This is a genomic window from Priestia sp. GS2 (genome assembly GCF_036409025.1).
Classification (GTDB): domain Bacteria; phylum Bacillota; class Bacilli; order Bacillales; family Bacillaceae_H; genus Priestia; species Priestia aryabhattai_A.
Genome location: NZ_JAZGJX010000001.1, coordinates 2,918,591 through 2,941,162 on the forward strand (window position 1 = coordinate 2,918,591; position 22,572 = coordinate 2,941,162).

24 protein-coding genes and 1 riboswitch are annotated in these 22,572 nt (G+C 38.4%); of the genes, 8 read left to right on the forward strand and 16 right to left on the reverse strand.

Annotated features, from left to right (window positions below; all coding sequences use genetic code 11):
• Position 1 precedes the first annotated feature (1 nt).
• Positions 2–982, reverse strand: coding sequence for a LacI family DNA-binding transcriptional regulator (locus tag V2145_RS14840; protein ID WP_094912286.1), 981 nt, complete (start codon positions 980–982; stop codon positions 2–4).
• Between the two features lie 218 nt (positions 983–1,200).
• Here V2145_RS14840 and V2145_RS14845 point away from each other — a divergent pair, with 218 nt between their 5' ends.
• The gene (locus V2145_RS14845; RefSeq protein WP_330987956.1) at positions 1,201–2,091 is read left to right on the forward strand and encodes an AraC family transcriptional regulator; all 891 of its coding nucleotides are present in this window, start codon (positions 1,201–1,203) and stop codon (positions 2,089–2,091) included.
• Positions 2,092–2,232: 141 nt separating this feature from the next.
• Here the strand turns inward: V2145_RS14845 and V2145_RS14850 are convergent, their stop codons facing one another.
• Together V2145_RS14850 and V2145_RS14855 are read right to left on the reverse strand one after the other, a co-directional pair.
• A complete protein-coding gene (locus V2145_RS14850; protein WP_131887269.1) occupies positions 2,233–3,060 on the reverse strand; it encodes an aldo/keto reductase in 828 nt (275 codons plus the stop codon).
• 34 nt (positions 3,061–3,094) lie between these two features.
• Complete coding sequence (locus tag V2145_RS14855; protein ID WP_131887270.1) at positions 3,095–3,844, reverse strand: IclR family transcriptional regulator; 750 nt, start codon at positions 3,842–3,844, stop codon at positions 3,095–3,097.
• A gap of 266 nt (positions 3,845–4,110) precedes the next feature.
• On the opposite strand from V2145_RS14855, the gene V2145_RS14860 reads away from it, so the two are divergent.
• Entirely contained in the window at positions 4,111–4,434 is a 324-nt protein-coding gene (locus V2145_RS14860) for a PadR family transcriptional regulator (protein WP_330987957.1), read from the forward strand.
• 14 nt (positions 4,435–4,448) lie between these two features.
• Entirely contained in the window at positions 4,449–5,213 is a 765-nt protein-coding gene (locus V2145_RS14865) for a hypothetical protein (RefSeq protein WP_330987958.1), read from the forward strand.
• Between the two features lie 8 nt (positions 5,214–5,221).
• On the opposite strand, the gene V2145_RS14870 is transcribed toward V2145_RS14865, so the two are convergent.
• A complete protein-coding gene (locus V2145_RS14870; protein ID WP_131887272.1) occupies positions 5,222–5,533 on the reverse strand; it encodes a hypothetical protein in 312 nt (103 codons plus the stop codon).
• 417 nt (positions 5,534–5,950) lie between these two features.
• Here V2145_RS14870 and V2145_RS14875 point away from each other — a divergent pair, with 417 nt between their 5' ends.
• Both V2145_RS14875 and V2145_RS14880 read left to right on the forward strand, forming a co-directional pair.
• The gene (locus tag V2145_RS14875) at positions 5,951–6,283 is read left to right on the forward strand and encodes a DUF485 domain-containing protein (protein WP_094912434.1); all 333 of its coding nucleotides are present in this window, start codon (positions 5,951–5,953) and stop codon (positions 6,281–6,283) included.
• Positions 6,284–6,300: 17 nt separating this feature from the next.
• Positions 6,301–7,851 (forward strand): solute symporter family protein, encoded by a 1,551-nt coding sequence (locus V2145_RS14880; protein ID WP_094912279.1) that lies wholly within the window; start codon positions 6,301–6,303, stop codon positions 7,849–7,851.
• Between the two features lie 47 nt (positions 7,852–7,898).
• Here V2145_RS14880 and V2145_RS14885 read toward each other — a convergent pair whose 3' ends face one another.
• Positions 7,899–8,876 (reverse strand): zinc-binding dehydrogenase, encoded by a 978-nt coding sequence (locus V2145_RS14885; RefSeq protein WP_330987959.1) that lies wholly within the window; start codon positions 8,874–8,876, stop codon positions 7,899–7,901.
• A gap of 1 nt (position 8,877) precedes the next feature.
• Entirely contained in the window at positions 8,878–9,375 is a 498-nt protein-coding gene (locus V2145_RS14890; RefSeq protein ID WP_094912277.1) for a lactoylglutathione lyase family protein, read from the reverse strand.
• Positions 9,376–9,548: 173 nt separating this feature from the next.
• On the opposite strand from V2145_RS14890, the gene V2145_RS14895 reads away from it, so the two are divergent.
• Complete coding sequence (locus V2145_RS14895) at positions 9,549–9,896, forward strand: winged helix-turn-helix transcriptional regulator (RefSeq protein ID WP_094912276.1); 348 nt, start codon at positions 9,549–9,551, stop codon at positions 9,894–9,896.
• A 37-nt stretch (positions 9,897–9,933) separates the two neighbouring features.
• Here the strand turns inward: V2145_RS14895 and V2145_RS14900 are convergent, their stop codons facing one another.
• From V2145_RS14900 to nei, 7 genes are all read right to left on the reverse strand, one after another.
• A complete protein-coding gene (locus V2145_RS14900; protein WP_330987960.1) occupies positions 9,934–12,186 on the reverse strand; it encodes a YhgE/Pip family protein in 2,253 nt (750 codons plus the stop codon).
• 237 nt (positions 12,187–12,423) lie between these two features.
• Complete coding sequence (locus tag V2145_RS14905) at positions 12,424–13,425, reverse strand: ABC transporter substrate-binding protein (protein WP_311859111.1); 1,002 nt, start codon at positions 13,423–13,425, stop codon at positions 12,424–12,426.
• Complete coding sequence (locus V2145_RS14910) at positions 13,422–14,174, reverse strand: ABC transporter permease (protein WP_330987961.1); 753 nt, start codon at positions 14,172–14,174, stop codon at positions 13,422–13,424. Before V2145_RS14910 ends, V2145_RS14905 begins: the two co-directional genes overlap by 4 nt.
• Positions 14,171–14,935, reverse strand: coding sequence for an ABC transporter ATP-binding protein (locus V2145_RS14915; RefSeq protein WP_311859113.1), 765 nt, complete (start codon positions 14,933–14,935; stop codon positions 14,171–14,173). The genes V2145_RS14910 and V2145_RS14915 overlap by 4 nt, the downstream gene beginning before the upstream one ends.
• Positions 14,928–15,599 carry a thiaminase II gene (gene tenA, locus V2145_RS14920; protein ID WP_311859114.1) on the reverse strand — a complete coding sequence of 224 codons (672 nt, stop codon included), beginning with the start codon at positions 15,597–15,599 and terminating at the stop codon, positions 14,928–14,930. Before tenA ends, V2145_RS14915 begins: the two co-directional genes overlap by 8 nt.
• A complete protein-coding gene (locus tag V2145_RS14925; RefSeq protein WP_330987962.1) occupies positions 15,596–16,876 on the reverse strand; it encodes an acetylornithine deacetylase in 1,281 nt (426 codons plus the stop codon). Before V2145_RS14925 ends, tenA begins: the two co-directional genes overlap by 4 nt.
• 108 nt (positions 16,877–16,984) lie before the next feature.
• A riboswitch (TPP riboswitch) is annotated at positions 16,985–17,086 on the reverse strand.
• Between the two features lie 214 nt (positions 17,087–17,300).
• Positions 17,301–18,122, reverse strand: a complete 822-nt coding sequence (nei, locus tag V2145_RS14930) for an endonuclease VIII (RefSeq protein WP_330987963.1) — start codon at positions 18,120–18,122, stop codon at positions 17,301–17,303.
• 186 nt (positions 18,123–18,308) lie between these two features.
• Between nei and V2145_RS14935 the strand changes: the two genes are divergently transcribed.
• Positions 18,309–19,307: a DUF3231 family protein gene (locus tag V2145_RS14935; protein WP_131887282.1), complete on the forward strand. Its 999-nt coding sequence runs from the start codon at positions 18,309–18,311 to the stop codon at positions 19,305–19,307.
• A gap of 30 nt (positions 19,308–19,337) precedes the next feature.
• On the opposite strand, the gene V2145_RS14940 is transcribed toward V2145_RS14935, so the two are convergent.
• Positions 19,338–19,991 carry an HAD family hydrolase gene (locus tag V2145_RS14940; protein WP_094912267.1) on the reverse strand — a complete coding sequence of 218 codons (654 nt, stop codon included), beginning with the start codon at positions 19,989–19,991 and terminating at the stop codon, positions 19,338–19,340.
• Between the two features lie 212 nt (positions 19,992–20,203).
• Between V2145_RS14940 and V2145_RS14945 the strand changes: the two genes are divergently transcribed.
• The gene (locus V2145_RS14945; RefSeq protein WP_330987964.1) at positions 20,204–20,347 is read left to right on the forward strand and encodes a hypothetical protein; all 144 of its coding nucleotides are present in this window, start codon (positions 20,204–20,206) and stop codon (positions 20,345–20,347) included.
• 228 nt (positions 20,348–20,575) lie between these two features.
• Here the strand turns inward: V2145_RS14945 and V2145_RS14950 are convergent, their stop codons facing one another.
• On the reverse strand, positions 20,576–21,346 hold the full coding sequence (locus tag V2145_RS14950) for a class I SAM-dependent methyltransferase (protein WP_330987965.1): 771 nt from the start codon (positions 21,344–21,346) through the stop codon (positions 20,576–20,578).
• Positions 21,347–21,379: 33 nt separating this feature from the next.
• Positions 21,380–22,510 (reverse strand): AbrB family transcriptional regulator, encoded by a 1,131-nt coding sequence (locus tag V2145_RS14955; RefSeq protein ID WP_330987966.1) that lies wholly within the window; start codon positions 22,508–22,510, stop codon positions 21,380–21,382.
• Positions 22,511–22,572: the final 62 nt, after the last annotated feature.

Below are 22,572 nucleotides of genomic sequence, written 5' to 3' on the forward strand. Positions count from 1 at the left end.
CTTAATCAACCTTTCTTGTTGTATTTCTTTCAATAAACGTAACCGGTAATTCAATATGTTTATCCTGAACAATTTCTTTTTTGATATATTTTAATAACAATTTTGCTGCTTCTTTTCCCATTTCATAAGCGGGCTGCCTAATTGTTGAAAGTGCTGGAAATAACAGTTCACTTTGAGGAATATCATCAAATCCAATAATTTGTAACTCATCTGGAATTATCTTTCCTAGCCGCAAAGCTTCATGTAAAATAGCTGCTGCTACAATATCATTGCTGGCAATTACTCCATCTGTATTGGCATGCTTTTCAAACAGTTCTTTTGCCCATTTCTTCGCTTCATGAAACGAAAATGAAGTCGTATTCATCACTTGAAAATCGACGTTTGCTGCGCTTAACGTTTCAAGTGCACCTTGAAAACGCTCTTGAGCTGGCTTTACGTTTGGAGGACCTTTTAAAAGAGTAATTTGTTTGCTTCCTCTTTTTATAATTTCTTGTGCAGCAATTTTCCCACCTTCTCTTCCATCCGCATATACTGATGGATATTGAGGCGATGTACGGTCTAAAAAGACAACCGGAAAGCCTAAACCTTCATACGTTTCATCATCAGATATCGTTCTGGCTGTAATCATACCAACAACGTGATTTTGAGTAAACGTATGTAAATAAGCCGCTTCTTTTTTTAGATTTTCATCACTATTTCCAAATAAAAGACGAAATCCTTGGCTATGCACTTCATCTTCAATACCGCGCGCAAGCTGTGGAAAGAATGGGTTCGTAATATCTGGAAGCAACAATCCAATCAAGCGTGACTCACGCTTATATAGAGATCGTGCTACTTCATTTGGACTATAGTTTAGTAATGTAATTGTTTGCATGACTTTTTCTCTCGTATCTTCGCGTACATAGCCTGTGCTATTAAGCACGCGAGAAACCGTCGCAACAGATACACCAGCATGCTTCGCTACGTCTCGAATTGTTACCATACGAATGCCCCCCCCTTTATATGTAACCGTTTACATTAATAATATATCATGAAATTGCTTTGATGACAACACAAATATTTTCACCTATTTTCTTTTTCAAAAAAAACGTACATATATAATAGAAGAAACTCGTTTAAATACCTGTAAATATTGAGCAAGTAATGTTAAGAATCACATGATGTTTATTGGTATAGTAACAATAAGGTAGGTGAAACAAATTGACGTATGAACAGTGTGTCTTAAACACCATTGATTATATTGAAGATCATTTGCATGAATCAATTACTTTAGAGCAGTTAGCTGAAGTAGCGTGTTTTTCTCCATTTCATTACCACCGAGTCTTTCAAACGCTAGTTGGTGAATCCGTCATGGAATACGTGCGAAAGCGAAAGTTAACGGCTGCAGCTCAACGATTATTTTACACAAATGATAAAGTAATCGATATTGCATTTGACCTTGGCTTTCAATACACCGAATCTTTTAATCGATCTTTTAAAAAGGTATATGGACTATCGCCAAAAGAATATCGCAGTGCCAATACGCTGTGTGGACCCCTGCGTGGAAAAGCCTACCTACAAAAACCAGTAACAGGAGGAAACAAAGTGAAACCTATGTTAATCACAAAAGATGCTTTTCACATTATAGGATATGAATTACGAACAAAAAACGTCGACGGTCAAAACAACAAAGATATTCCTGCGTTTTGGACTCATTATCTCAAAAATCAGCTTAGTACTAAGATACCCAAGCCATTATATAAAAACAAAGAGCTAGGAATCTGCACAGACTTTACCCCTTCTACGGGTGAATTTACGTATATAATTGGAATGGAAGTGCAAGAAGATACTGCTGCACCTGAAGGCTTAACATATCGTAGCTTTCCTAAAATAGACTATGCCGTTTTCACGACGCCTAAGTCCAGTGAAGACGACTTTACGTTCTCCATTCAATCTACATGGAACTATGTTTTCACAGAGTGGTTTCCACAATCAGGATACGAACATTACGGTTCAATGGAGTTTGAGCTGTATGATGAAAGATGCTTTGGAAAAACAGATAAACAAATTGATTTGTACATTCCGATTCAAAAGAAGCTTAGTAAAGCTTAATTATATAGTAACTATATAATAGAAGAAACTCGTTAACTATATCGAAAGTATCTGTTATATGCTTTGTATACAATAAGACAACATGAACAATAAAAGAGCGTCGCTTTGGAACAAGCGACGCTCTTTATGAGTCGTTCTTTATTAAAAGTCAAAGTTATCTGGGTCTGGACCAACGCGGTGGTTTTTATTTAGTGCATCGATTTTAGCCATATCGTCTTGAGAAAGTTCAAAGTCAAAGATTGATGCATTTTCAACGATGCGGTGCTCTTTAACAGACTTTGGAATTGTTACAATTTCACTTTGTAAATCCCAGCGTAAAATAACTTGTGCTGTTGATTTACCATGCTTATCTGCAATCTCTTTCAGTACCGCGTTATCTAATAATTCACCTTGAGCTAATGGAGACCATGCTTCAATTTGAATGTCATTCTTTTTACAGAAGTCTCGAAGCTCTACTTGAGTTAATAATGGATGAAGCTCTACTTGGTTAACCATTGGTTTTACTTCAGCGTCTTTCATTAAATCTTCTAAGTGATGAATTTGGAAATTCGATACACCAATTGCTTTTACTTTGCCATCTTTATATAGCTTTTCCAGCGCTCTCCAAGTGTCTTTGTATTTTCCTTCTACCGGCCAGTGAATTAAATATAAATCCAAGTAATCAAGACCTAGTTTATTTAAGCTTGTTTCAAACGCTTCTAACGTTGACTCATAGCCTTGGTCTGCATTCCATACTTTTGTTGTAATGAAAAGATCTTCACGTGGTACACCTGCTTCTTTAATTGCTTGTCCTACGCCTTCTTCATTTTCATAAATTTTGGCTGTATCAATACTTTTGTAACCTGCGTTAATTGCCCATTTCACTGAGTCAACTACCTGCTGTCCATCTTCTACTTTAAATACACCTAGACCAAACCATGGCATTTCAACGCCATTTGCTAACTTTGTTGTTGATTGTAAATTGTTCATTAGAATTCATCCCCTCTATAACTGTATATTTGAATCACAACTTGTGAGTCATTGTGTGAGAAATTGCATCGGCACATTTTTTGACAAGCTTAGCATGATGTTCATCTTTATCTTGAGAAACCCGACCCGAAGGTCCTGAAAGTGCTACAGCAGCAACGACTTGCCCATTTTTTCTTACAGGTGCTGCAATACACCTTAATCCAATTTCCCCCTCTTCATTATCAACCGCATAGCCTTGCTCACGAATTTTATGCAGCTCCGCTTCCAAAGCTGTACGAGATGTAAGAGTATGAGAAGTAAAAATTTCAAACGCCAGTTGTTCAATGATTTGATTTTGCACTTCTTCTGACTGATAGGCAAGAATACACTTTCCAATGCCGTTTGCATGAATTGCTTTTTTATTCCCTACTTCTGAATGTGTACGCGTGCTATAGTATTCGCCGCTCACAACTTGAGTTGTCACCATTTTGTTATCAGAAATAACTCCCGCATAAATAGTTTCGTTTGTTTGTTGATTCAGCTTCTCCATTGGTGGAACAGAAAACCAGTTTAAATCGTAGCTGTTCCCACCAGATAGCTGAGATAATAGCACAGCAGAAACGCGATAGCGGTGATCGGCTGTTCTTTCAATGAACTCATTTTGTTCAAGCGTACTCACTAAGCGATACATTGTGCTTTTATTATATTGAAGCACATTCATCATTTCAGAAATTGTCATATTCGGCTCTTTTATTAATAAAGAGAAGATATCTAATCCTTTTTTTAATGTACCCACTTCAGACATTTTAAGCTCCTCCTTTAGCCGAATAATAATTTTATTATAATTACGGTATAATTTTTTATCAAATAAAGAAACTCACTTCACTAAAATTCCCTATAAAAGAGAATATCAAACCCTTCTACAATTGGTATTCCACGATTTTTACTAATTAAACAAGAAAGCGCTTGAATATTTTTACAGAAATTAGTATTATGTATCTTGTAATACAAAATAGTAACATTTTTTAACCCACTATCTTATATTACAAGGTAGTTAAGGAGGAACGGTTTGTGTCTTCAACTCAGATGTTAAAAGGAATTTTAGAAGGCTGTTTATTAGCAGTCATTTCAAAAGGGGAAACATATGGATATGAAATGATTGAAAAATTGGAAGCCCACGGTTTTCATATGGTAAGTGAAGGCAGCATTTACCCACTCCTTCTCCGTATGCAAAAAGAACAGCTTATCACAAGCATTATGAAAGCTTCGCCTAATGGTCCAAAACGAAAGTATTATACGTTAACACCGAAAGGACAACAAGAGCTAAAGGACTTTCAAGAACGTTGGAATTTGTTATCACACAGCGTTAATCAGTTAATGAACAACAAAAAATAGAAAGGGGAATGAATATGACGTTATCAAAAGAAAGCACGGATTTTTTACAAAATTTACGCCTTTATTTGTTTTCAAGCGGAAAAAACGAAAGGGAAACAGAAGATATTATTCTTGAGTTATCTCATCATTTATCAGATGCAGAACAAGACGGGAAAAGTGTTCACCACATTATCGGTCAATCCCCAAAAGCATACATGGAAAGCTTATCAAGTGAAATGAAGCCTGACTTAATGGGATGGTTGAAGTACTTGCCAATGATTATTTTAGGCGTATTTGCTTACAGCTTGCTTGGCGATGCCATTCATGGTGATATTGCATATTCTGCCTACACGCTTATTGGCATGCCTATTTTCATCATGGTTATGGTGCTTATTTTGCTAAGTCTCTTTCGTGTTGTGGCAGCTAGACAATTGTCAGGATTAGCTTTGCTCACTCTGTTTATCCCTTACAGTGTCTTATCGATTGGTGGGTTTATTGCGCTTGTATTTCTAGAGAGAAAGGCAGAAATAAAACTTTTTGTTGTTTCTGGTGGCTTGTACTCACTGAGTGGCTTGGTAAGTGCACTAGCAGCAATCACATTCTTAGTAGCCGTATCAGTTTGGTCCAAAACATGGGTGAGCATTTTAATTCCTATTTTGCTTTATTTACCTGAAGTTATTATAGATTTTCTTTCAATATCAGAGTCTACTGGGTTAGTAGTAAGTTCACTAATTTCATACGCCGCAATTAGTGTTTATATGCTCATTGTCATAAAGAAAACCCAAAAACAATCAGTTTAAATAACGGCTCATTTCGAGCCGTTGTTTTCAAATCTCTCTAGCTGATCTAACTTATTTTCTGCTGCTAGTATTTCGCGCTGCCGTTGTCCCAGTAAATCAAAATGAGGGTAGCCTGAACGATTATCAATATATCTAGAAGGAATATTATATTTCTTTCCCCACTGAATGAGCTTTGCTATATCGCTGCAACCTACTTTTGTTACCGTTGTTGCACCCGGAAATCGTTCATCAATCCAATAGTGAGTTAAAAATGCAATTTCTCCTCGATTCACAGCTTCCTTCCATGCATATAACTCTTCACGCTTTAATCCAAATGCCATCGTGTCACCTTTTTCTATCATCTCATTTTCTGTTATATAACATATTTTTATATTATCTATACAATGTATAACAGAATCATATAAATACCTTCTTAGTAAAAAATGTTTCTTTAATAAATAAACCTATCTTTTTATTATCTCAATAAAAAATATCATTAGGTAAAATAACTTTTTTATGATGTAAATAGCCTTTTTTGAGCTTGTTCATATTATGCTACAATTATATCCAATTCTCTTTCATAGTTATCTCTTCTCTAGCTTTTACTTTTTTACCTCTAGAGGAAATGTCGATATTTCTTAGTTTTTGTCATATAATCTAAATTTACTTTTTTTTCTGAAAACAATATAATGACGGTGTACAGGAACATCTATCCAATATGTTCCAAACTTAATTTAAAGGGGGTATTTTCATTGGCGATGAACGGAAGCTCGTTACAAAAAACCGAAGAACAACCTACCTCACCAGACTATACGAAAATTGTTCAATCTCCATCTTTCCAACAGCTCTTAAAAACAAAACGAAATTTCATTTTACCATTATCACTATTTTTCCTAGCTTTTTATTTTACACTACCTATTTTAACAGCTTATTCTAACGTATTAAATCAACCTGCTTTTTTATCAATGACATGGGCATGGGTATTTGCTTTTGCTCAATTTATTATGACGTGGACACTGTGTATTCTTTATACCCGTCGTGCAGCTAAATTTGACGAACTAGTTGAAGTAATTAAAGCTGAAGCTCGCTAAAGAAGGAGGATCTGTTAATGAATGGACTTGCATTTTCACTATTTCTCGTAATTGTTGGATTAACGCTCGTAATCACATACTTAGCTTCTAAACGAACCAAAACTTCCAGTGATTTCTATACGGCTGACGGAAGCTTAACAGGTCTACAAAATGGAATGGCGATTGCTGGAGATTATATGTCTGCCGCATCATTTTTAGGTATCGCAGGAATGGTAGCGCTTTCTGGATTCGATGGTTTCTTTTACAGCATCGGATTTTTAGTTGCTTACCTTGTTGTGTTGTATGTTGTGGCAGAACCACTTCGTAATCTTGGAAAATATACGATGGCTGACATGATTGCTGCACGCTTTGACCAAAAGAAAGTTCGTGGAGTTGCGGCTTTAAATACTATCACGATTTCAATCTTTTATATGATTGCACAGCTTGTAGGCGCAGGCGCACTTATTCATTTATTACTAGGACTTGACTACGTCTACTCTGTTTTAATCGTTGGTATCTTAATGACAATTTACGTGGTATTTGGTGGCATGACAGCAACAAGCTGGGTTCAAATTGCCAAAGCTATTTTATTAATGATCGGGACATTTATTATTTCCGTGATGGTGTTTGCAAAGTTTGATTTTAGCATCGTAAAAATGTTTTCAGAGATGAAGACAGCAACACCTCTTGGCGAAGGCTTTTTAAATCCTGGAAACAAGTTTACCAACCCGCTTGATATGATTTCTTTAAACTTAGCTTTAGTGCTTGGTACTGCAGGATTACCTCATATTCTTATCCGTTTCTTTACGGTAAAAGACGCAATTACAGCAAGAAAATCCGTTATTTATGCAACATGGATTATCGGTGCGTTTTACATTATGACTATCTTCTTAGGATTTGGTGCAGCAGCCTTTGTTGGATACGATGAAATTATTGCGGCAAACTCTGCTGGTAACATGGCAGCTCCGCTATTAGCCCAAGTTTTAGGCGGAGATTTCTTATTTGCTTTTGTATCAGCCGTTGCGTTTGCAACGATTTTAGCAGTTGTTGCGGGGCTCGTTTTATCAGCAGCTTCAGCTTTTGCACATGACTTTTATAGCCATATCGTTCGTCGTGGTGAGGCAACGGAAAAAGAACAGGTTGTTGCGGCACGCTGGGCATCAATCGGTGTATCAATTATCTCCATTATTCTTGCATTATTTGCTCAAAATATGAACGTAGCCTTTTTAGTAGCACTTGCTTTTGCAGTAGCAGCTAGTGCAAACTTACCAATCATTTTGTTTACGATTTTTTGGAAACGATTTAATACTACAGGTGCAGTAACAGGGATGCTTGTAGGCTTACTAAGCTCCCTTATTCTTGTAGCAATTAGTCCTAACGTTTGGTCACCTGAGGCAGGAGCAGCCATCTTTGTTGGGGAACCGCTTATTACGCTCACTAACCCAGGGATCATTTCAATTCCACTTGGATTCTTAGCTGCTATTATCGGTACGCTTGTCTCAAGTGAAAAAGCAGATGCGAAGAAGTTTGATGAAGTATTAGTTAAAGCAAACACAGGCATGGGCATTCAAGGTCCTGTAAAGCATTAATAAACAAAGAAATAGCTCCCTACACAAGGGGAGCTATTTCTTTACGCTTATAGAACTGCAATGATTTTTCCTGTCACGGTACGACTAGCTAACTGTGTTAATGCTTGTGGAATCTCATCTAAAGAGATGGTTTTCTCAACAAGCGGATCTAGCTTCCCTTCTTTCACAAGTTGCAGCATGACATCTCCTATTTCCTTTAGAGCTGTTTGCTCTTGACGATTAGTTGATTGGTGAGCACTGCCTAATGCAACTTGATGAAAAGAAAGTGGATGTGCAAATGAAATGGCGCTATTCACGTCAGGTGGCCCTGCAATAAAAGCGATTTGCCCGTTAAATGCAAGTGCTTCTAGTGATTTATTTGCATTTTCTCTTCCAACCGTTTCCAGCACAGCATGAACACCTAACCCGTTTGTAATGGCAAGCGTTTCTTCCACAAAATTCCCCTCTTTATAATCAATGGCATAATCAGCACCTAGTGATTTTACGTACGCATGATTTTTTTTAGATGCTGTCGTAATGACGGTCAACCCCGCTTGCTTGGCAAGTTGAATCGCAAAACCGCCTACTCCACCAGCTCCCGCATGAATTAAAATAGATTGACCTTTCTCGATATGAAGCTTAGAGAATAGCGCTTGGTATGCGGTATAGCCGGCACAAGGTAACGCTGCCGCTGCTTCAAACGATACGCCTTGTGGGATAACAGATACCGTATGAGCCGTTGTCACAGCATATTCAGCAAAACCACCTTTTTTCGTTAAGTCACCATGATAGACAACACGATCCCCGACTTGAATATCGGTCACATGTGCACCTACTTCTTCAACAATACCCGCTACGTCTAATCCTAAGATATGGGGATATGACCAGCTTGGGTTTCCACCCGTTGCCGTTTTATAATCAACGGGATTAAGAGCAGCAGCTCGTACGCGTACGACTACTTCTCCAGCATCAGGCACAGGCTTTTCACTATCTCTCACCTTCATGTGTTCCCATTGTCCCTTTTCTTCTAAAAGTAAAGCTTTCATCCTAGTATGCTCCTTCTGAATATGTCAGTTCGTAACTATGCGTATAGATTTCAATTAAATTGCCGAATGGATCTTCACAGTACACCATTTTGTAAGGCTTCTCATTTGGATAATACTCACGAATTGGCATACGTTGCTTTCCACCATGAGCAACAATTTTTTCTGTAAGTCCTTCAATGTCAGGGTCTTGAACGCAGAAATGGAAAATGCCTGTTTTCCAAAATTCAAAGTTATTTTCAGGCGTTTCATTTTGAGGAAACTCAAAGATTTCTACACCAATTTTATCTCCTGTTGCTAAATGCGCAATACGAAACTTCCCCCAGCCAGAGCCAAAAACATCTGTACACATTTGTCCAATTGCACTGTCATCTTCTATAATTTCAGATGGCTCCATAATGACGTACCACCCTAGTACTTCCTTATAAAATTTAACGGCTTCGTCCACATTAGGAACAGAAAGCCCGATATGTGAAAACGAACGTGGATATGGTTGATTCATTATTGTTTCCTCCTTCATATTTAAGATTGGTTTCAGTATAATGGAATCGTACATCCATGAATAGACGGCACTTTCGTGTAACCAGGTTACCAAGAAGTAACCTCCTTAACGAATTCAATTAATAGATTATCCAATTGACATCCTTCTATTATATTGCATAAGGAGAGATAACGTTGAAGGCTACTAAATATAATATTCCTGTAGAAGCTACTCTCGAAGTGATTGGAGGGAAATGGAAGGTTGTAATCCTTTGTCATTTGAAAGAGCAAGCTCTTCGATTCAGCGAGCTACAGCGCGTCATTCCAAACATCACAAAAAAAATGCTCTCTCAGCAGCTGAGAGAGTTAGAACATGACGGCATTATTAAACGTACTTTATATGACGAAATACCACCAAAGGTCGTATACTCGTTAACAACTGAAGGGGAAACGCTAAGAGAAGTGTTAAACCTAATGTGTGCTTGGGGAAGCGAACGCATAGCACAAAGCCCAGATGCTATTAATTTGTTTAAGGAATGCTAAAAAAGCTTAGCCTGGTGAGGGCTAAGCTTTTTTTCTATTAAGCTGTTGCTTCTTCGTCTTCGTTTACTTTGCGAAACTTTCGCACATTCAAGCTGAAGACAATAATGGTTAAGATAATAAATACAAGCGCAAATATTCCTAACACGCCTGCTTGGCTCCAAGCAAATCCATAATCATCACCAACCGAAATGATTTCACGGAATCCTCGAATGGCATACGTCATTGGCAAGAATGGATTAATTACTTGGAAAAATTCAGGTACCAACGCTTTCGGGAACGTTCCTGAGCTTCCTCCAATTTGAAGGAGAAGCATGATAAACGTTAAGAACTGCCCTATCTTACCTAAAGCTGTTGTTAAAAATAACACGAGGGTGAAGAATGTTAAGCCTGTAATTATTGTAAACACATAAAATCTCCACACGCTCGTTACGTGTAAATCAAGTCCCCACAGCAGTACTGTTGCTACGAGAATTGATTGAAAAACAGCCATAAAGGCAATTACGCTAAACTTACTTAAGAACCATGCCAAACCAGACGTCGGCGTAATGGCTGGGTCTTTTAATGAATAAACAGAAGAGAACATCAACGCTCCTGCAAATAATCCAATACATAAGATATACGGTGTTAAGCCCACTCCATACTTATCAACATTGTTCTGTTTGTCATCTTGTAAGTCAGTTGGACTAGCAAACATGCTGTACGTTTTATCATTTGGATTCACTTCTTTGGCATCATTTGCCCCTTCTTGTAGAGAGGAATGAAGCTCACTTGTACCTTCTGCTAATTCAGAAGATCCATCATAAAGCTTACCAGAGCCTTCTTCTAACTCTTTTGTACCGCTAACAAGCTGAGAACCACCTTTGTCTAATTCACCTAAGCCGCTCACCAAGTCTTTTGTTCCTTCAGCAAGCTTGTTTGCACCTTCGCTTGCTTCCCCTAACTTGTTATTAAATGTTGTAAAATTTTTATTAAATTCTTCTTGACCACTTGCTAGCTTAGTCGCACCATTTGATAGTTCTGTGACTCCACTTTGAATTTGTTTACTAGCGTCTGATAGATCAGTCACTGCGCCCTGAATTTGTCCACCGGCTGCTGATAACTCTTTCAGGCCATCTGCTAGTACTTGAACTTGATCAACCTGCGCTTTTAATTCATTCACTTGAGCCTGCTGCTGCTCCATAAATTGTTCAGAAGAAAGTTTTGTAATTTCATCAATAAGCTTTTGCTTTTCTTCATCTGGAATATTTTCATTTTCGTTAATAGAATTTACAATTTGCTGTTGTCTAGTATCAAACGCTTCTTGAGCTGAATCAATTTTTTCTTTCACTGCGTTAATTTCTTGCTTCTTTTGCTCAATTTTCTTAGCAACTTCATTTACTTTTGTATTTGCTTCGTTTAAGCCACTTACGAATTCAGGAAGTTTTTGCTCTAGCTGATTTAAACCACCTACAAAAGCAGGAAGTTTTCCTTCTAACTGATTTAAGCCGTCATCGATGGCTACTGCTCCACCTTTTAGCTCTCCAGAAGCCGTTTCTAATTTCCCACCAGCATCTGTTAACTCACCTAATCCACTTGCTAGCTTAACTTGATTTTCATTAATAGTTTTAGCACCTTTATTGGCATCGCTAATACCACTTGCTAATTTTGTTACGCCTTCTTCAAAAGTAACAGTGCTATCAGCTAACTTTTTTAGATTATCACGAAGCGTTTTAGAACCATCTTCAATTTTGCCAGCACCATCGCTTGCTTCTTGAAGGCCATCTGCTACCTCTTTAAAACTATCAAACACAGTTTCTGCATACTGCTTTGTTACTTCTTCTTTAATTTGTTCATTTATTTTTGTTACTGCATTTGAACCAATCTGCGCGCCGGAGTAGTTTTTACCAGCGTTCGTATGATAGACAAACTTCATTTTCTTTGGATCTTCATCCATTAAAGTTGTTGCGTTTTCAGAGAAATTCCTTGGCAGTTCTAGGACGAGGTAATATTTTTCATCCTTTAAGCCTTCTAGCGCTTCTTCTTTATTCGTAAAACGCCAGTCAAACGTATCGTTATCCTTTAAATTTTCAACAAAATCATCACCGACGTGAAGTTCTTTCCCATCTAAAGTAGCGCCTTTGTCTTCATTGACAACCGCTACAGGAATTTGATCTGTTTTTCCATATGGATCCCAATAAGCTGATAAAAAAATTACATTATATAAGAACGGAACAAATAATAAGCCAACAATAATTAAAATATTCATCGGCTTTGAAATAATGGATTTCCATTCTCCCTTCAGCATATTCATCGTTAAATCCCCCAATAGCTTTTCAGTTAAATCGACCGTTTGACCAAAAAACAAATACGGTCATCAAGTTCTGATTAATGTTATCATACTCACAAACAGTAGGTCAATTATAATTTAAAATATTTTTCTTCATATTTAATATAGAAATTGAATTTCTATATACTTTTTGTTATCGACTATCATTTTATTCCCTGTTTAAACATAAAAACGCATCAATCGATGCGTTTTTATGTTTCATTAATTTGTGAGATTTATAAACATATCTTCTGCCTTGGGTTCTTTTTTAATTAAACCGGAATCCTTTAACCACTTCGCCGTTTCTTCCCAAGACTTCGCTGTCTGACTGCCAAACCCTTCAGCTGATTCCATCTTTGGAAGCAAGATATCAAGGCTTTGCTTTTCTACTCCTTCCACTAATGGAAAGTTCGCTTTGTCTTGATTGCTTAATAAAATGTCAAGAGCTTCATCCGGATGTTCATTCATAAACTCATAGCCCTTTGTTGCTGCTTTCCAAAACGCGCGAATAGATTCTTCATCTGTGTCCCATGTACGATCGCTCGTTACTGCTACTAGCTCATAATAATTAGGAACACCATAATCTGTTGGGTTAAAGTAGCGCGTATCATACCCTTTGTCTTTCAAAACAGGAACTTCGTGATTAATATATGCACCGATTACCGCGTCGACTTTTTTCGTTACAACTGAAGATCCTAATTCAAAGCCTACGTCAGCCATTTTAACCTTGTCCGGATTCCCTCCATCTGTTTTAATCATCTTTTTCAGCAGCGCTTCATTTAAAGGAATTCCTGTATATCCCACTGTCTTTCCTTCTAAATCTTTTGGACGCTTAACAGGACTTTCATCCAAAAAGACAACGTGATTTAATGGAGAACGAACAATCGCTCCTACTGACTTTACGGGAACATTTTCGTTAGCCCTTGCCATTACGACATCTGGCTGATAGTAAAATCCTAACGTAATTTTACCTGTCGCTGCTAAGTTTAACGGATCAGTTGGATTGGCTGGATATTGAATGTCTACTTTTACACCTTCCTCTTCAAAATAGCCTTTTTCTTGTGCAACGTATAAAAAGCTATGTACAGCATTTGGATACCAATCCAACATTACCGATACTTCTTTTAATTCTTTCTTATGAGTTGCTGAACTTGTTTCATCTTTACTACAAGCAGTCGTTACTACTAAAAGCAGCAGTGATAAACTAACTAGCCATTTTTTCATTTAGCTTTCCTCCATTTTAGTGATCTACGTTCAATCCATGTAATGCCAATAAAAGAGATGATGCCAATAAGAGATAACACAACGATTGGAGCGAATACACCGGCTCCATCAAACTGTGTCATCATTCGTCGACTGAAATAACCTAAACCTGCTTGTGCACCGAGCCACTCACCGATAGCAGCTCCAATAACGCTTAAGGTTACCGCTACCTTTAAGCCTGAATAAAAATGAGGTAAAGCGGCTGGTACGCTTAGCTTCATAAAAAGGTCTCGCTTGGTCGCTCCCATCGTTTTTAAAAGTTCAACGTGTTCACGTCTCGTTGAGCGAAGACCATCAAACGTGTTCACGGTAATAGGAAAAAATGTAATTAAGACCGTTACCACTACTTTGCTCCAGATGGAATAGCCAAACCAAAGTACAAAAATAGGCGCTAACGCTATGATTGGAATAGTTTGTGAAGCTACTAAAATAGGATAGATAGCCCGCTCGATGGTTTTGTTGTTATTCATCCAAATTGCAACTAAGACGCCTACAACAATCGAAATAGCTAAACCTATTAAAATAATCAGTAACGTTGAAGGTAAATGTTCAATGAAAAGCACTTCCTTTAGCTCCCATATTCTCACACACACTTCAACTGGAGATGGTAAAATAAAGGGCATTCCCACAATATAAGCGGTAACCTGCCAAATAATTAGTAATACGAACGTTAAAACAATAGGTAAGCTCCACTCTTGTATCCTTTTCATGCATCCACCTTCATCCTGAGCTCTTGCATTAGTTGGTGCTTCAGCTTTACAATCTCTGGTCGATCTATGTCCTGCAGAGCTCTTGGTCTTTCAAGAGGTACCTTCACTTGTTTAAATCCCTTTAAAGGTTGCTTATCAAAGATAAAAATACGGTCTGATAAGAACAACGCTTCCTGCACATCATGCGTGATAAACAAAATGGTTTGATTACGCTTTTGCCACTGCTCAAGGAGCCACTCCTGCATGGATAGACGAGTAATAGCATCCAAAGCACTGAACGGTTCGTCCAGCAAAAGCACGTTCGAGCCACTCAGTACCGTGCGTAGGAATGAAACACGCTGCTTCATTCCTCCTGATAAATCAGATGGAAACCTCTGTTCATATCCTTTTAAACCAAATTCACTGAGCAGTTCTTTTGCTTGTATATACGCTTCGTCTTTTGGTACCCCTTTTAACTCTAAAGGCAAAGCAGCGTTATCTAGAATGGTCCTCCAAGGTAAAAGAAGATCTTCTTGAGGCATGTATCCCACATGCCCAAAGCGATTGTGGTGCTGCTGATTATTAATTAAAATTCGTCCCGCCTGCTCTATCTCTAACCCGGTAATAAGGCGAAATAACGTGCTCTTTCCGGAACCGCTTGCGCCGACAATGCTTACAAATTCTCCTTCTTCAATATCAAAATTAAGAGATTCCAAGATCGCTCCTCTGCTTTCTTCATATGAAAAAGTCACCGTTTCAAACTCCAAAGCCTTTTTATACATGAACAGGCCACATCGCTTTTTCGTAAGCCATATCCCAGAATAAGTATTCAAAGCGCGTCGTATTAATAAAAATTTCTTCTAACTTAGTAAGATCTGCTTCTGATTTTCCTTCTGCTAGTTGATCCATTAAATCAATACACCAAGTCGCCAGTTCACCAAATTCAGCTGAGCTGTACATATCAATCCATTCACTATAAAGTTCATGCTTTGCACCAGGCTTGGTGCGAAGCTCTTTTCCAATCTCCCAATAGCTCCACATGCAAGGCAGGAGTGCCGCAACAAGTTCCGCTAAGGTTCCGTTTTGAGAAACATGAAGCATGTAGTGCGTGTAAGCAAGCGTTGTTGGAGCTGCCTCTGCTGTTTCTAACTCTTCAGGGGTAATTAAAAAACGCTTTGCATATTGTCTATGTAACTCCATCTCTTCATTCATTGTTGAATGTAATAACGCTGCAAATTTCCCCATTGTTTGAACATCTGTTGCTTTTACTGCTCCAAGAGCAAACAGCTTCGCATAGTCAATCAAATACACGTAATCTTGCACCATATAAAAGCGAAACTTATCTTGTTCTAACGTTCCTTCTCCCATTCCTTTTACAAAAGGATGCTCATGCGTTTGCTTCCAAATCGGCTTTACTTTTTCATACAAACGTTCACTAAATTTCATTTTGCATTCTCCTTTTTTGTATGTAGCCATTCATAAATAAATTGAACCATCACTTTCGTGTAATCAAGCAATTGATTAACAGATAGCTTTTCATTAACAGAGTGAGCCTCCGTTAAGTCTCCTGGACCATAAATAGCTGTAGCTATACCTGCATCAGCTAGCCAGCCACCGTCCGTAACCGTTGGCGAAACGTTGACATGCGCTTCTTTCATTGTTACTTCTCTATGAGCACCGACTAACAAGTGAACTGCTGGATGATTTTTATCTACTTCAAATGCAGGGAAAATTTCTCCTCTATCTTCAATCATTGATGTGCCTCCCCACTTAAACGTTGGAGGATTTTCTCTTAGCCACGGATCTGCTTTTGCAACCTGTAACAGATAGTCTTCTACTTCTTTCATTACCTCTTCATATGATTCATTTGGATAATAATGAACGGTCACCCACAGCCTGCATTCGTCTGCGATAAAGGCTGCGTTGCGGCCACCTTCAATAACAGCTGGATTGATTGTATTTGTTCCAACCGGAAAACCGGGATAGCTTTTGACAACAGCCCAGTGGCGCTCAAGCTCCTGCAGTGCACCAATTAATTTCGCCATTTTTTCAATTGCACTGGCTCCTAATAAGCCGCCCCCTGCATGAATCATTTGCCTTCTTGTGGCATCATGATATGTTTGCTTACTTTTCACGGTTATCCACCCCGTAATGACTCCACCTTGACCTTGGATTTGCAGCTCACTTGTATCAACCACAATCGCAAAGTCTGCGCTGTATCCTCGCTTGCAGCATTCAAGGGTCCCAGCTTCTCCAACCTCTTCCCCGATAACCGATTGAAAGGTTAAATCCCCCGGAAATTCCATTCCAGCTTCATGTAGAAGCTTAATGGCAAACAGCGCTCCAGCGAGTCCACCTTTCATATCAGCAACGCCTCTCCCCATTATGAATCCTTCTTCAAATTTCGTTTGGAAAGGACTTATATCCCATGCTTCGCCTTCGTTGACTGCCGCAACATCAATATGTCCATTAATAATTAAACTCTGATATTCGCTTTGACTTGTTCCTTTTAACGTTCCTACAACGTTAGGGTCATTTGGGTACACGTCCCACATGTCAATTTCAAAACCATAGCTTTCCAACAGCTCTGCAATATATATCTGCGCTTCTTTTGTATTACGTGCAGGTGGTGCTGGTGTTTTATACGAGACGAGCTTGGTCAAAAGCTCAATAAGTTCATCTTGTCTAGTATCCACCTGCTCTACCACATCTGTAATGTTCATACTAATCCCCTCCCTCTAAACCACATAAAAAAGCGCTTCTTTTCATAGAAAAGAAGCGCTTGAATATACACATATATCCCTTTTACATCCTGTAAAAGTCCATAGATGTAGCACACAATACCTCTTTCCTACGCTAGTATTACCTAGTTCAGGTTATAAGGGTTAAGACCATGTCTCTCTCAGCTTCAAGAAGCACCCCTAGTGGTTTAATAATGACTATTTATTTGTAAAGCTATCTGATTATTATCTCTATTAGTTGTACCACACTACCTCATATAGTTCAATATAATTTACAGAATTCCAATTTGAACTCTACACTAACAAAAGAGCTATGTTTAACCTTATCATAGAAAATTGAGAACCCTGCTGATTATACAAGACTAGGGACAAGCTATTGGAATTAAGAGTTCCGGCTTTTGTATGCTTACTTCTTTTGGCAAGTTGGACAGTAATACAACCGCCTCGAAGCAGCAGGAATTTTTTGAATTTCCGTTCCATCTATTCGACACGCTTCTCCCTCTCGGTTAAATACCCAGTGTCGATAAGCAGAACGTTTTACTCCTTTTTCCTTTAACTTTTCAACTAAAGACAAATCGTTTGTAATCCCTCCCGTTTCATACGACTGCTTCATTAGCAAAATTGTTGCTTCCGCAGCTTTTTTAATCTGCTTTTCTGTACAATCACAAGGTCGCTTATCCGGGTGAATACCTGCTAAAAACAGGATCTCACTGCGCAAATAATTCCCAATGCCCGCTACAAAGCTCTGGTCAAGCAATAGAGACGTCCATTTTCGGCGATAAAATGCTTTGCTTGTAAAACGTTCAATTAAGTCCTCTACGCTCACTTGTTCACTTAAGATGTCTGGTCCGACTCTCGAAACAAACGGATGAGCAAGAACTTCTTCATCAAGCAGCACTTCGATATCCGATGCGCTATACAAAAGAGCTGATTTTTGCTCGTTGTGAATGGCTAAGCGGAGCTGCCGATTTGTTTTTGGATACTGATACGCCTTTCTGATATACCATTTACCGTAGAGCTGATTATGTGAATAAATCGTATATCCATTATCAAAGCGAATAAGCATTGCTTTCCCTTTTGTATCAACTCTCTTAACCGATGCTCCCGTAAGCATGCTTTCGTATTTTTTTAATGCTTCAAACGCAAACCATACTTCTCCTACAGGCCTAGAAGTAATCGCTCTTTGTACTTCATCTGCTGCTCTTCGAATTTCTGGCCCTTCCGGCATATTAACATCTCCTTTACTCTCTTACTTTTTCTATTTTCATTAGGTTTTAAAGAAAATTCAAGAATGAGTAGGCTTGAAAGCACATTTAAAATAGACAGTTATTTTTCCTTTCCCTACACTAATGGAATATCTACATCTAAACGGTCAAAACTAACAACAACACATATATTTATAAAGGAGTATACTATGAGTACATTTTTACCATTATCCGCTTCTGAAATGGCTGCGATTTGGCAACAGTACATGAATGATAAAGCTGTCTCATGCACGTTACTACACTTTCTGCGCCATGTGGATGATCAAGAAATTGAGCAGTCATTAAAAGCTACTCAGCATATTATTGAACGAAATCTAGACGTTTTAAGCGCATTGTTTTTAAAAGAAAACATGCCAATTCCGCTTGGATTTAATGAAGAAGATTTACATGTTGACGCTCCTAGACTCTTTTCGGATTCGTTTTATTTACTATATTTAAAGCATGTTTCCAATTTGCTGTTATTATCCGCTACATATGGAGTAGACATTGCAAAACGTGAAGACATTCGGACTTTTTTCAGAAAACTGCTGCTATTAGCCGAGCAGTTAAACCAACAGGTAACCGACTTACTTTTAGCCAAAAAAGTATATATTCAGCTCCCGCCAATCCCTATTGCAGACTCTTCTGATATGGCTGGAAAAGAAATGTTTTTGGGTCACTTTTTTGATGAAAAAAGACCGCTTACTGTCATTGAGATATCACATCTCATTTCAAATATTGAAACGAATCTAATCGCAAAAGATTTGCTACTTGGCTTTGCACAGACAGCAACTTCTGAAGATATTAAAGCATTTTTACTAAAAGGACGTCATATAATGCAGGCTCATATTGAACAGCTGTCTGAGCCACTGATGGTTGAAAACATTCCCATCATCATGGAATGGGATTATGGAGTTGAAAAATCTGCTGTACCACCTTTTTCAGAAAAGCTCATGATGTTTCACGTATCAGCAATGGTATCGGAAAGCGTTCGAAACTACGGCATGTCTATGGCCACTAATCCAAGGCTTGATTTATCCGCTAAATATACAAAGTTTACAAATGAAATCTTACAATTTGCTGAAGAAACATCCCGCATTAGTATTGAGCAAGGCTGGCTTGAAGAGCCTCCTCACATCCCATTTCCAAAAATACATTTAGAGCCGTAAAAAAGTGGAGCTAATGCTAGCTCCACTTTCTTAATGACTTACCTGTTCAATTACCTCCTGTAGTGACTTCTCTTTCATGGAAGCAATACGTAAATGATACGTTTCAAAAGTCAAATGTGCAGACAGACGATTCGGTACGATTACACATTGTAAACCTGCTGCGATAGCGGCTTTTGCACCGTTTGCAGAATCTTCAAAAGCAATGGCTTCAGAAGGATGTACGCCTAACTTTTCAACTGTTTGCTTATAAAGAGCCGGGTCTGGCTTAACTTTTTCCACGTCATCACGCGTTTGCATCACTTCAAAATGATCAAGGAGATCTAATTCCTTTAAAAACGACGTCACCCACGCACGGTCTGAACTGCTGGCTAAACCAATTTTCAGACCTAATTCTTTCGCTTCTTTTAAATACTCCAGAACACCTTCACGAGCTGCCAGCTGCTTCATTTTTTCTTGATGACGTTTTAACGACTCCTTCGCAATCTCGTCCTTCGTTAATTCACGACCAAACTGCTCATATAAAAAGTCGTAAAGCGCTGTAGTATCTGTTCCTATATAAGACGCAAACTCTTCAATTTTTAAATGTACGCCACGAGGTTCTAACATATCGCAATACACTTCATACCAAACTGATTCTGTATCTACAATTAATCCATCAAAGTCAAATACAATTGCTTTAATCATCTTTCATACCGCCTTTATACCTCAATTCTAGTTAATATCCTATCACGTTCTTCTGAGTAGAGCTACAAGTATACGCTTTACCTAGCACATCCGCATATGGATATGATTCACATCTTCTTATTTCTTTACGCTCAACTTTTTATATTAGACTAAAAGTATAAAAAATGAGAAATCATTTGCTCTTTTTCATCTCTTCAGAAGGAGGAACGAAAATGAAACAAGAAGGAATTCCGGTCACTGAGATACCAAAATCCCAAACGTGTTCAGAAGAGTTTTTTCTGATTAATTGGTACAAAGAAATGTTTAGCAATCCTTTTACTCTAGACATTCATCGTTCTACAAATAAAAAGCATTGAATATTTGGAAATGGCCCTTACTTTCGCTTAGGTGCTCAGCTGGTACGACTTGAAATGCAAGTGGCGCTAGAAGCTTTTATTCAGAGATTTTCGAGAAACGAAGCCGCTTCAGATTTTATATTAGAAGACAATCTAACCGCTTCGGGAACGGATCAAACGTTCGTCCGCCTACCAATCAAAGTATAAGGCTAACTAAAAAGCCGCGCTCTCACCGGAGCGCGGCTTCTCTTATTTTTTAGCAATAATTAAAACCGATTCTGCTTGAAACGATTGAATACTTGTGCCGTCTGTTTGAATATGAAAGAACGCTTTCAATTCATTTGAAGCACTCAGCATCTTTCCTGTGAGTTCTTGCTTATCGTTTTGAGGTACTTTCATCATTTCACACCAATCATCAAACAGAAATGTTTTTGGAAAGCGCGTCATTAGCTCAATTGTAAAGCCCGCTTCCTCTAACATTTTAAACCACTCTGTTTTTTTATAAGCACGATGATGACTAGGATCTCGCTTCTTTTCCACTTCGTTATAAAAAGCATCATGCGCATCACTTTCTGGCGCCACGTTATCGACAACTATAAACGCTCCATCCTTTTTTAATACCCGAGCCGATTCATTCACAAAGCTTTGCACATCTGTAAAATGATGAGGAGCAATTCGGCATGTTACAAGATTAAACGCTTCGTCTAAAAACGGTAATTTCTCAGCTTCCCCCTGCACAAACGATACGTTCTCATGACCGTTACTTTTAATAAATTCTTCTGCATGAAGAAGCATTTGTGGAGTAAGGTCAAAAGCTACTACCTCACCAAATAAACCGGCAAGCTTATTAGCCACGTGACCTCCACCCGTTGCGATATCCAATGCTTTTTCTCCCGCATAATCAGCCGCTGCTTCTGCTAAGAAAATTAAATCAGCTCCCTTGGAATGGCCTTTGCTTTTCACATAGTTTTTAGCATTACTGCCAAATTGACTCACCACTAGCTCTTTTTCATGATTCATCTCCCACCACTACCTCTCTTTATAATTTAGCTATTACCTTTCTTGAACCTTGGCATGAGTATGAACTCTCTGTTCCCCAACGCGATAGAACCATCTAAAGATGGGTGGTAATAACAGCGAAACAATTAAAATACGAAAGACTTGAACAGCTACCACAAACGGTGCATCTGCTCCTAATACAACAGAAGTAGTCGCCATCTCCGCAACTCCTCCTGGAGCAAAAGCAAGTGCTGTTGTAATAAATGGAATGCCTCCAACCTCAGATACGATATATGCACATATAAACATTGTACCAATTAACACAATTGTGCTAATAAAAGCCACTCCAATCGTTCGTTTCATACCCTGAAACATATCAGCGCGAAAGCGTGAACCGATACTTGTTGCAATGATTACTTGAGCCATAATTAAAACAAGATGTGGCCACCAAGCCGTTAAGTTATAGCCCACAAGCGCTGAGCCTGCCACTTGCGTAATACCTACAGTCAACATCCCTCCAACAAGCCAGGGAGCCGGAAATTTGAAACGCTTGCCAATTAGGTATCCAATAAAAGCTGCAACAACTAATGTAAACGTCCATAATACTGACTCCAAACTAAAAGAAGAAGCTGCCTCAGAGGTTGTTGCTACTATTGCTTTCTCGCCTAACGATGAAACAAGAAGTGGAACCGTAAGCACAACAAGAAACACCCGCATAATCTGAACAACACTTACCGTTGCGGTGTTTGCCCCAACCTCTTCTGCAATCCCTGGCATGGCACTTAATCCACCGGGAGCTGTACTGAACAAGCTTGTTAACAAATCATTTGAGGTGAATTTAAACAGAATAAACCCAGAACCTAATGAAAATAAAATAGAGATTAATAAAATGATAGATACAGGAAGCCAATTGTCTACAAATGTGCTGACAACTGTTAGATTAATTTGTTGCCCTAGCTCAATTGCTAGAATGAGTTGACCAACGTACAGCCAAATCTTTGGCATTCCTTTAGAATTCGAAGGAATCTTCAAAAATTGAGGACGAGTAATTGCTAAAGTTGTTGCGACAATAAGTGTGCCGATCATCCAGCCGATTGACATTCCTAATGAAGATAGTAGCAGTCCGCCTAAAGCACTTAGTGTAATCAATAAAAACGTAGATGAAAAAGATAATGTTGCTTTCATTTCAAATCCTTCTTTCTATTTTTGCTACGATTACTTTGTCAGTCTAAAAACAAAGGGTCTAA